At 66.0% G+C, this 9,749-nt stretch carries 12 protein-coding genes, 1 tRNA gene and 1 pseudogene; 5 read left to right on the forward strand and 9 right to left on the reverse strand.

Features of this window, described 5'->3' with window-relative positions; translation table 11 throughout:
- The first annotated feature begins 73 nt into the window (after positions 1 to 73).
- Positions 74 to 1,330 carry an FAD-dependent monooxygenase gene (locus tag ACOJSI_RS13500; protein WP_420138817.1) on the forward strand — a complete coding sequence of 419 codons (1,257 nt, stop codon included), beginning with the start codon at positions 74 to 76 and terminating at the stop codon, positions 1,328 to 1,330.
- 39 nt (positions 1,331 to 1,369) lie between these two features.
- Here the strand turns inward: ACOJSI_RS13500 and ACOJSI_RS13505 are convergent, their stop codons facing one another.
- Both ACOJSI_RS13505 and ACOJSI_RS13510 read right to left on the reverse strand, forming a co-directional pair.
- Positions 1,370 to 2,002 carry an LON peptidase substrate-binding domain-containing protein gene (locus tag ACOJSI_RS13505; RefSeq protein WP_420138818.1) on the reverse strand — a complete coding sequence of 211 codons (633 nt, stop codon included), beginning with the start codon at positions 2,000 to 2,002 and terminating at the stop codon, positions 1,370 to 1,372.
- The gene (locus ACOJSI_RS13510; RefSeq protein ID WP_420138829.1) at positions 2,002 to 2,898 is read right to left on the reverse strand and encodes a tetratricopeptide repeat protein; all 897 of its coding nucleotides are present in this window, start codon (positions 2,896 to 2,898) and stop codon (positions 2,002 to 2,004) included. The genes ACOJSI_RS13505 and ACOJSI_RS13510 overlap by 1 nt, the downstream gene beginning before the upstream one ends.
- A gap of 199 nt (positions 2,899 to 3,097) precedes the next feature.
- On the opposite strand from ACOJSI_RS13510, the gene ACOJSI_RS13515 reads away from it, so the two are divergent.
- Positions 3,098 to 3,172: transfer RNA gene (locus ACOJSI_RS13515), tRNA-Gly, on the forward strand.
- Positions 3,173 to 3,222: 50 nt separating this feature from the next.
- On the opposite strand, the gene ACOJSI_RS13520 is transcribed toward ACOJSI_RS13515, so the two are convergent.
- Positions 3,223 to 3,702: a hypothetical protein gene (locus ACOJSI_RS13520; RefSeq protein WP_420138819.1), complete on the reverse strand. Its 480-nt coding sequence runs from the start codon at positions 3,700 to 3,702 to the stop codon at positions 3,223 to 3,225.
- Positions 3,703 to 3,847: 145 nt separating this feature from the next.
- Between ACOJSI_RS13520 and ACOJSI_RS13525 the strand changes: the two genes are divergently transcribed.
- On the forward strand, positions 3,848 to 4,069 hold the full coding sequence (locus ACOJSI_RS13525; RefSeq protein ID WP_420138820.1) for a hypothetical protein: 222 nt from the start codon (positions 3,848 to 3,850) through the stop codon (positions 4,067 to 4,069).
- 156 nt (positions 4,070 to 4,225) lie between these two features.
- Here ACOJSI_RS13525 and ACOJSI_RS13530 read toward each other — a convergent pair whose 3' ends face one another.
- The 3 genes from ACOJSI_RS13530 to ACOJSI_RS13540 all read right to left on the reverse strand — a co-directional run bounded on the left by ACOJSI_RS13530 (position 4,226) and on the right by ACOJSI_RS13540 (position 6,827).
- Complete coding sequence (locus ACOJSI_RS13530) at positions 4,226 to 5,575, reverse strand: FAD/NAD(P)-binding protein (protein WP_420138821.1); 1,350 nt, start codon at positions 5,573 to 5,575, stop codon at positions 4,226 to 4,228.
- 104 nt (positions 5,576 to 5,679) lie between these two features.
- Positions 5,680 to 5,874 carry a KTSC domain-containing protein gene (locus ACOJSI_RS13535; RefSeq protein WP_420138822.1) on the reverse strand — a complete coding sequence of 65 codons (195 nt, stop codon included), beginning with the start codon at positions 5,872 to 5,874 and terminating at the stop codon, positions 5,680 to 5,682.
- Positions 5,875 to 5,936: 62 nt separating this feature from the next.
- Positions 5,937 to 6,827 (reverse strand): LysR family transcriptional regulator, encoded by an 891-nt coding sequence (locus tag ACOJSI_RS13540; protein WP_420138823.1) that lies wholly within the window; start codon positions 6,825 to 6,827, stop codon positions 5,937 to 5,939.
- A gap of 127 nt (positions 6,828 to 6,954) precedes the next feature.
- Here ACOJSI_RS13540 and ACOJSI_RS13545 point away from each other — a divergent pair, with 127 nt between their 5' ends.
- Together ACOJSI_RS13545 and ACOJSI_RS13550 are read left to right on the forward strand one after the other, a co-directional pair.
- Positions 6,955 to 7,437: an SRPBCC family protein gene (locus ACOJSI_RS13545; RefSeq protein WP_420138824.1), complete on the forward strand. Its 483-nt coding sequence runs from the start codon at positions 6,955 to 6,957 to the stop codon at positions 7,435 to 7,437.
- A gap of 55 nt (positions 7,438 to 7,492) precedes the next feature.
- A complete protein-coding gene (locus ACOJSI_RS13550; protein WP_420138825.1) occupies positions 7,493 to 8,158 on the forward strand; it encodes an NAD(P)-dependent oxidoreductase in 666 nt (221 codons plus the stop codon).
- Positions 8,159 to 8,167: 9 nt separating this feature from the next.
- Here the strand turns inward: ACOJSI_RS13550 and ACOJSI_RS13555 are convergent, their stop codons facing one another.
- The 3 genes and pseudogenes from ACOJSI_RS13555 to ACOJSI_RS13565 form a co-directional block, all read right to left on the reverse strand.
- Positions 8,168 to 8,797, reverse strand: coding sequence for a hypothetical protein (locus tag ACOJSI_RS13555; RefSeq protein WP_420138826.1), 630 nt, complete (start codon positions 8,795 to 8,797; stop codon positions 8,168 to 8,170).
- Positions 8,794 to 9,477, reverse strand: a complete 684-nt coding sequence (locus ACOJSI_RS13560) for a TIGR02466 family protein (protein ID WP_420138827.1) — start codon at positions 9,475 to 9,477, stop codon at positions 8,794 to 8,796. Before ACOJSI_RS13560 ends, ACOJSI_RS13555 begins: the two co-directional genes overlap by 4 nt.
- Positions 9,478 to 9,515: 38 nt before the next feature.
- Positions 9,516 to 9,749: pseudogene (locus ACOJSI_RS13565) on the reverse strand (UDP-N-acetylglucosamine 1-carboxyvinyltransferase); the annotation flags it as partial.

Here is a 9,749-nt window from a genome sequence, read left to right on the forward strand (position 1 = left end):
GTCTCACGGTAAGGCGATCAGACGCACCACGGTTACGCGCAGCCGGCATGCGAGGGCATTGCAGCAGCCTGCGATGCGAACGGACGCCGCGGTGAGAGTAGCGGAGAAGACATTGGAACGAGCGGACACCATCATCCTCGGCGGCGGGTTGGTCGGCCTGACGCTGGCGCTCGCCCTGGATGCGCACGGCCTGTCGAGCATCGTCGTCGATCCGGCGGAGCCCGCCGACGTGCTGGCGCGCGGCTTCGATGGTCGCGCCTCCGCCGTGGCGAGCGCGAGTCATCACATGCTGGATGCGATCGGCATCGGCGCGCGGCTGGCGGGCCAGGGCTGCCCGATCCATTCCATCAAGGTCAGCGACGGGCTGACGCCGCGCTCATTGCTGTTCGATGCCGATCCGGCCTCGGGGCCGCTCGGCGTGATGTACGAAAACCGGCTGTTACGGCGCACGTTGCATGAGGCGGCGGCGGAAGCCGCCAACGTCACCCTGCTCATGCCCGCCGTGCCGGCCAAGGTCGAGCGGGACGCGGCATCAGCGCGGGTGACGCTGGCGGATGGGCGTACCTTCGCGGCAGGACTTGTGATCGGCGCGGAGGGCCGCAATTCGCCCTCACGCGCTGCCGCCGGGATCAACGTGGCGCGCTGGAGCTACGATCACACCGCGATCATCGCCACCCTGGGTCATGCGCGCCCGCATGGCGGCGTTGCGCATGAAATCTTTTACCCGAGCGGCCCGTTTGCGCTGCTGCCGATGCTGGATGACGATCAAGGGCCGCGGTCCGCGATCGTCTGGACAGTGGCCGGCCGGCATGGCGCCGCAATGCTGGGCCTGCCTGATCGTGCGTTTCTGGCGGAGGCGGAGAAGGGCATGGGCGGCCTGCTCGGGCCGCTCCGCTCAGTCAGCCCGCGTTCGTCCTACCCGCTTGGCTTCCATCATACCGCCCGCATCACGGCGGAGCGGCTGGCGCTGGTTGGCGATGCCGGGCACGGCATCCACCCGATCGCCGGCCAAGGCCTCAACCTGGGCTTCCGCGACGTCGCCGCTCTTGCTGAGGTGCTGGTGGAAGGCGCACGGCTGGGGCTCGACATGGGCGATGCGCAATTACTGGCCCGCTATGAACGGTGGCGTGCGCTCGACAGCTTCCTAGTCGCGGCCACGACCGACGGCCTGACGCGGCTGTTCGGACTGCCCGGGCGGACACCGCGGGCGATCCGCCGTTTCGGCCTCGACATGGTGGGGCGCATCCCGCCATTGAAGCGTGCCTTCATGGCCGAAGCGCGCGGCGAATCCGGCGCACTGCCGAAGTTGCTGCAAGGAATGGAAGTCTAAGCCCACCTGTTCGCCGCCATCGGCGCGGTGCGATCAAGGCTATTGCAGCGTGATATCCTCGCCGTCGCCGGAGGAGGAGAAACGCAGAAGTTCCGCGAGCAGATCGGCACGGACGTCCAGATTGGCCGCTTCAAGCAGCGCCTGCTTGGCGGCCACGTCGAACGGGATCACCTGCGCCAGCCCATTGACGAGCGATTCATCGTCCAGACGGGCGACCTGATCCCAGTCGATGTCATAGCCGTGCGCGGCAGCGAAGCGACGCGCCTCGCGTTCGATCCCGGCCCGTGCGGCGCTGGCCAGCACCAGCTGATCCGCAGCGTCGTCATCGAAGCTTTCCAGGTCCGCCAGCACTTGGCGGAACGGCGTGGTCACATCCAGCTCGCGCAGCAGGCGAAAGCGCGACACGCCTTCGAGGACGAGGTTGAAGCGGCCGTCAGGCAATGCTTCGATCTGGCCGACCTTGCCGACGCAGCCCACGTCGAACAAAGCCGGATGATCGCCCTGCGATCCCGGCAGCGGCTGGATCATCGCGATGCGACGGTCCCGCGCCAGCGCGTCGCTGACCAGCGCGCGATAGCGGGGCTCGAAGATATGCAGCGGCAGGAACGCCCCCGGCAGCAGCAGCGCACCGCCGAGCGGAAAAATGGAAAGGCGGGTGCCGGTCTTGATCATCAGCCGAACAATATCGCCGACAGCTTGCGACGCTGCGCTGCCACCCACGAATCCTCCAACCCGGTCGCTTCGAACAAGGTAAGCAGCCGCTTGCGCGCGGCCCCCTCATTCCACTCGCGATCGCGCTCGATCGAGCCGAGCAGAAGCTCGGCGGCACCATCCCGATCGCCAGCCGCCATCAGGCCCCCGGCCAGCTCATAGCGTGCTTCCTGATCGTCCGGCGTGGCGGCGACGCGCGCACGCAATCCCGCCAGGTCATCCACCGGCGCGGCGTCGCTCGCCAACGCAACCGCCGCATTGGCGCGCGCGATCGCGGGATCCTTGGCCTTGTCGGCCGGAACGTTCGCCAGCAGCGTACGTGCTTCTTCGGCATGCCCGGTGGCAAGCAAGGCGCGCGCCTGGCCTGCGATGACCTGCAGATCCTCCGGTGCCACTTCGGAGAGCTGGCCGAAGATCGACAAGGCGCGCTCGGCATCGCCATCCTCCAGCGCCTCTTCGCCCATTGCGATCATCGGAGCGATATCGTCGTGCAGCGCGTCCTCTTCGCCGTGGACCGGAAGCTGCTTCAGCAGCTGGTCCAGATATTTGGTCAACTGCCCCTCGGTCCGCGCGGGCGTAAGATCCGCCACCAATTGCCCCTGGAACACAGCGTAGACCGTGGGGATGGACTGCACACGGAATTGCGCGGCAATCATCTTCTGTTCGTCGACATTGATCTTGGCGAGTTTGACGCCTTTGCCGGCATAGGCCGCGGCGACCTTTTCCAGCACCGGGGTCAGCTGCTTGCACGGGCCGCACCATTCCGCCCAAAAGTCGAGAATGACCAGCGCGCTCATCGACGGCTCGATCACGTCGCGCTTGAAGGCCTCGATCGCCTGCGCGTCGGCCGCACTCATCCCCAAGGTCGCCAAAATGATGTCTCCTATCTGTTGTGACCTATGTGGGTCGTTGCGGCGGCCGCACAAGCCCGAAAGCCGTTCGGCAAACTATCCACATGAATGACGATAATGATTGTCACTTGGGGGTTGCGGCCCTCCGAAACCGTTGCTAACAGCCGCCCCTCACCCCCGGGGTCTGATCCTCGGATGCACGCGAGCGGGCGTAGCTCAGGGGTAGAGCACGACCTTGCCAAGGTCGGGGTCGAGGGTTCGAATCCCTTCGCCCGCTCCAGTGTCCTCCGGTCGGTTGAGATGATCTCACCGACCGTGGATGCGGACTTCCTACTTATCTGTCGATGGCGACTTGGGCTTTGCTGGCCGGGTCGATCGTGCGCGCACCGGCTTCCCGCTGACTTTCGTCGCACCGCCGCTTTCGGAGGGCCGCTTGGGTACGGCCGGCTTCGCGGCCGCCGTGACGTGAGGCGCCGTCGGCGCCGCCGCCGCTTTTTCGTCAGGCGCCTTGAATAATTCACCCAGGAACGCCGCCACGCCCTGCGCGAGCATATTGCCCACTTCCCTGCCCTGCGCGATCAAGGTGTCGAGCTCGCCCCCGGCTTTGGGCGCGGTCGGCGCGGCGGCCCCCTTGATCTTGCGCTTGGCCAGCGCGCCTGCACCGGCAATCAGGGCGGCGGAGACCACCTCGCGCGCGATCGGGTTCTGCGCGAGCTCCGCCATGACGCCTGCCGATTTGCGCAACTGCTTGGGCAGCTTCACGCCGCCCACCTTTTTCGGAAGCCGTGCTGCCTTGTCCTTTTTGGCCATGGACCTTCTCCTCGTTCAGAGATAGTCGTTTCGGCCTCGCACGCGCCGCTGGCAAGAGTGGGTCAATATCCTATGATGAGTATAGGGATTGCCCGGTGTCGGCAGCGCGTCTATGTCTCCGCGTTCCATCAGGAGGGAACTACCCATGAAGAAGCTTATCGTTCTGCCGATCATCGCTGCTGCCGCACTGGGCCTGTCGGCTTGCACCAGCAAGACCGAGAACACCAACGTGACGGTCAACGACACCAGCGCAGACCTGAACGCGACCACCGACACGGGCGCAGCTGACCTGAACGCTGTCGACAATGGTGCGGACGCGACGCTGGACAACGGCACGAACTCTGCAGACGCGCTGACCAACGGCTAAGCGCGGGAGGCCGAAGCTCAGCTTTCGGCCCTGCAAGTAGCTTTTCTATTTCCTATTCGTCGGGTAGGAAATATACAGGATCCAACGCCATGTTGACTCCCTGGCGGATCCTTCAGCCCGGTGGCGCAAGCCATCGGGCTTTCTTTTAGGCACATCCTACAGCCCCTCGCCTCCCACCCAATGCGCGTTGGAGAGCTTACGGGCGACGGCCCAGGTTTGCCGCCGGATATCCGGCACCGCGACAATCTCCCAGAACGTCCCGCGCGTCATCGGTCCGACCGCCAGCAGCGTCGGTTGCGCCACGCCCTGCGCGTCGATCACCTCCGACTGGGGGGTGACGTCGATCCCGAGGTGCAGCGGATCGGGGCGGATCGCACCGCGCGCGATCAGCCGCTGCAACAAGGGCTCGCTGCTCCTCAGCAAATCCCCCTGAGGACCGGTCGCATTGATGATCCGGCGCACCGTCCGCGTCTCCTGCGCCTCCGCGCCACGACGGCGGAAGCGCACCTCCGCACCAGAGAGGGCGGCCCTCGCCGCGCTCAACTTTCCGGCAATGATATCCAGCCGCCCATCAGCCTGCATTGCCGCGATCCGGCCGGCAACCTGCGGCGCGATGCGATGACGATGAACGTCCCACCATGCCCGCACATGCCGCAGGAACCGGCGGCGTTCCTCCAGGCTCGCCGCCATCCACAATCCTTCGGTATAGGGCCGGATCTCGTCCACGGCCGCGCGCCACCCGACCTCGGCCGATCGGGCGCGCATGTGGCGGAGGAGGGCCATGGCCTCCGCAGGTGGACGCATATCGAGCGTCGAGGGCGTGACGGCGGCATGCGCGCGCGGGCTGAGCCCACGGCGCGATAAGGCGACGATCCGCCCGCGAAAGCCGCGCGCGTCCAGCAGCAAGGCAATGTCGACCATGGTCAGCCCGGACCCGATCACGAGCACCTCATCGCGATCCGTAAGCCCCTCCGCCAGGTCGCTTCCCCAGGGTTCGGCGATGAAGACATCCGCCGGCAGGATGGCCGGGTCGATGCTTGGCGGGATGTGCGGCGGCAGGTTGCCCGGCGCGAGCACGACGGCGTCTGCGTCGATCCGGCTTCCATCGGCGAGCGCCACCCGCCAGGCTTCGCCATTCGGCGCAAGATCGACCGCGTCTCCTTCGACGACGGTCAGCCGATCAGGCGCGGCCGCGCGCGCCTCCACCAGCAGTTCGCCCAGATAGTCGCCATAGATCAGGCGGGGCGCAAAGCCGCCCACGAGCGTAGGATGATGCCGTTCCAGCCAGCGCGAGAAATGGTCCGGGTCTTGCGGGAGCGCGCTCATATTGCCGGCCCGGACATTGAGCAGATGATCCGGATGGGCCGCGGAATAGGCGACACCCCGCCCAGCCGCACCGCGCCGCTCGATCAAAGTCGCCCGCGGGCCCTGATGGCGCAGCAGGTTGATCGCCTGCAGCGCGCCGGAAAAGCCGCCGCCAATGATTACCACATGCTCGGTCGTCAAAGTCGCAGGCTCCTCCCAATGAGGCCCGGCGATAGCGGCCAAGTCTTGGCGATGCCAATCCGAACGGGACGCAAGTCGCTCCAAAGAGCAACCTCGTTGCCGCCTTATCGCAGCCGTTCGAACGGATAATGATCGCGGATCGCTGCGTTGAAGAACGTGCCGAGTGACGCTGCACTGCGCAGCGCGCTCACCACCTCAGCGGGTACGCCGCTATAGGCGTAACGTTTGCCGGTGCGGAACGTGACGATCAAAGCCTTTTCGGCAGGATCGTAATGGAAGGTTCGGATCACCGACGACATGACGGAAGAACGTTGTTGCGCGCGGCCTGATCCCGTGAGGCAGGCGGGAGGATCAACGCACCCTAATCGAGATAGGCCGCCAATTCTTCGGGCTCGCCTTTCGGGAATGCCGCCTTGAGGAAGTTCAGAAAGGCCGACACCCGCGCACTTAGCAACCGACGCGAGGGATAGAGCGTCCACAGCGTGATGTCCGATCCTTCGACATCCCCCCAATGCGACAGCCGACCCGCCGCGAGATCCCGGCCCACCAGCGACACAGGCAGGCGCGCGACCCCCACGCCTGCCCGGGCGGCGTCACGCACCATCACCAGCGAGGACAAGCCGAGGATCGCGCGGATGGAAATGGTCGACGGACCTGTTGTCGTGCTGACCGCCCATGCTCCACCCTGGTCGGTGCCGCCCCGAACAATCGCCGGCACAGTGTCGCCGTCGGCGGGTTGCGACAGGCCGGGGCTGGCGACCACGACCAACCGGTCGCGCAGGAAGATCCGGCCGACAAGGGTCTCATCCGGCTCCGGATTGACGCGGATGGCAAGGTCATAACCTTCCTCGACCATCTCCACCGGCCGATCCTCGGCGGTGATTTCAAGCCGGACATCCGGATATTGCCTCGCAAATCCAGCCGCCAATTTACCCATGGCGGTCTGCGAGAAAAGCAGGGGCGCGCTGATCCGCAATGTGCCGCGCGGCCTCTCGCCACCCGCCGCAATCGCGGCGACACTTTCGTCGAGCTCGGTCAGCAACTGGCCCGTCCGCGCGAACAACGCCCGGCCTTCCTCGGTCAACTTCAGCGTCCGCGCGTTACGTTCGAACAGCCGTATGGCAAGACTTGCCTCAAGCTCCGCCACACGCCGCGAAAGGGTGGCCTTGGGCCGGCCGCTGGCGCGCGCGGCGCGGCCAAAGCCGCCATGCCGCGCCACGAGGGTAAAATCAGCCAGTGCCAGAAGATCCATATGTTCCACCTGTGAGACGGCCTGTCTAAAATCACCGTCTATTGCGAGGATTATGGATCAGTAGGGTGTGAAGGCCAACCGGGCGCGGCAGCCTTCGGGCGCGAAACCAACCATACAGGAGCCTATCATGATCTACTCGACCGCCACCGTTTCCGTGAATCCAGAGGGTGAGATCCCGCTGACCCGGGCCCAGGCCTGGGCCGGCCTTGTCCTCAAGGCGCGGGACGCCCGCTTGTTCTTGCCTGCGGGTCTGTGCACCCGCTGCGACGTCGTCGAGGAGAGCGCGACCCACTTCGTACGGGAAGCGACGATCGGCGGAACCGACCTGCGGGAAATCATCACGCTGGAGCCGCAACGCAAGGTCACCTTCTTCCAGGCGACCGGGCCACGCGAAGGGGCGATCGTCAACGAATTGTTCGAAGACGAGACTGGAGCGCTGCAGTTGCGTTTCTATTGCTACCTCGGCCTGCGCGACAGGATGGCGGGCGGCCCCGAGGAACAAGCCGAACAGGCGCAATTCGATAGCGACAACGGCTATCGCGCCGCGCTTCTCTCCACGCTGCGGCGGACACGCGAGCTTCTTGCCGCTAGCGAGATCGCATCATCCTGACCTTCCGCGTCCCCACATATTCGCCCAATTACGGCCCGCTCCGAAGGAGACCATCATGTCTACCGCTTCTCGCCAACAGCCCAACGCCGCCTCCCGCATAGCGCTCCTCGGCGCCACCGGGGGTACCGGTCGCCAGATCGTGGCCAAAGCGATCGCCAGAGGGCATCATGTCACCGCCCTGGTGCGCGACCCCGCCAAAGCGCGCGTGCTGGAGGGGGCGGAGATCGTCGCCGGCGACGCGCTCGATCCCGCGAGCCTGCGCACGCTTGTGACCGGCAAGGATTATGTGATCAGCGCATTGGGCACGGCGCTGAGCCCGATCCGGGAGGTGACGTTTCTCTCACGGGCGACCCAGGCGCTGGTGGACGCCATGCGGGCCGAGGGGGTCTCCCGGCTCATCTGCATCACCGGCATCGGCGCCGGGGACAGTGCCGGCCATGGCGGCTTCCTGTTCGACCGGCTGATCATGCCGCTGCTGTTGCGCAACGTCTATGCCGACAAGAACCGCCAGGAAGCGATCATTCGTGCTAGCGGGCTGGACTGGACGTTGGTCCGCCCGTCCCTGCTCAACAACAAGCCCGAACGGGGCGCCGTGCGCGCGCTCACCGATCTGTCCGATTTCCATGGTGGCGCGATATCGCGTGCCGATGTCGCCAATTTCATCATGGACGAGATCCATGGTGGTAGCTGGCGGCACCGTGCGCCTCTGATTAGCTGGTAACGCAGCGGCTTAGCGGGCGGGTGTCAGCGCGATCGACACCCAGCTTCGCACCTGCCGAGTGCGCAGCGGCCGATGATGACGGCGCAGCCATGTCGGCAGGAGCAACATCACACCCGACGTGGGACGTATGGCAGCCTGGGGATCGTAAAATACGCCGCGTGGATCGGCCGACAGCCGCAACCGCAAGTCCGGCAGCTCCATCATCGTGGCCGGCAGGCGCGGATCTTCCAATATCAGCTCACCCGCCAAGGCCCGGTCAGGCGAACCGCCATAGCCATCATCGACCATATAGTCGGCGGTCCAATAAGCATCATAGGCCGGCGCGATCTCCGACGGCGACTGGCCAAAGCGTACCACGTTCATCCTGATGTGCGCTGTCCACCGCGGCACCGGCGCGGCGGCTTCGCCGCGTTCGGTATAGGCCCGGGCCAAAGCGATAGCATGATCGGTGAGGCGCGCGATGGCCTGCTGCTCCGCCACCCCAGCATCTTGGGGTACGGGGCCATGCCACGCGATCGGAGCGGCGGCCGCACCTTGGCTGGCACGCATCAGCAGTGGCGCAAGCGCCGCGTTGATCGCAGGGGCATCGGGCACGGACGCCATGACGACGTTGGTCTCGAACAGGGCGTCGATGTTCATCGTGCGGCCACCGGTTCGAAGGCCGCGACCAGGTTGATCGCGATGCTGACGCGGAGCCCGTTGCCCAGATAAGGTCGGACGGAGTGGCCGAGGAAGGACGGGAACATCACCAGCAATCCGCTGCGGGGGCGCAACCAGGCCTCGGTGCCGGGCGCGCTGCCGTCCGCGCCACGCCGTGCCAGCTCGGGATCCCCCATCCGCAGGAAAGGCATGCGCGGATCGATGAAGACCAGCTCTCCGCCCAGCTCGGTCGAGGCGGACCCGGCATAGCCATCGTCCACATAATAGACGGCCGATAGATAAGAGCCGGGGTGCCAATGCGTCTGGTTGGACGCCCCCGATCCGCTGGCATTAGCCCACATTTCCGGACGCCAGCGCACGCGCCGCGTGGGATCATTGCGCGCATCCGCCGTGATGCGCGACGCCATCGCGACCACGGTTGCAGCCAGCTGCTCCGCCGGCGCCCCGCCCCACCGGGTCATGTCGTTGTCCGACTGCCAGCCATGCACGTTGGACTTGCTGACGCCGCGTTGGGTGCCGCGATGCTTCCTTATCTCCGTGAGCAAAGCGCTATTCAGGGCGGCATGCCCGTCGACCATGGTACTGAACATCGGGGTCGGGAAGAGCGGGATGCACCGCGCAGCGGGCGGCGGGCGATTGTCGGAAGCAGCGAAAGTCATGGGCTCGTCAGACCATCATATCCCGAGCATCCGCTGCCTCAACCCTCGCTATCGCGCTCGATATTGGCGCCGACCGCCGAGAGTTTTTCTTCCAGTCGCTCATAGCCGCGATCGAGATGATAGACGCGCGAGACCTGCGTCTCGCCCTTCGCTGCAAGGCCGGCCAGAACCAGGCTCATCGAGGCGCGCAGATCGGTGGCCATTACGGGCGCCCCAGTCAGGCGGTCCACGCCCTTCACGATCGCGGTTCGGCCATGGACCTGAATGTCGGC

The organism is Sphingomonas sp. (genome assembly GCF_048595155.1).
Classification (GTDB): domain Bacteria; phylum Pseudomonadota; class Alphaproteobacteria; order Sphingomonadales; family Sphingomonadaceae; genus Sphingomonas_I.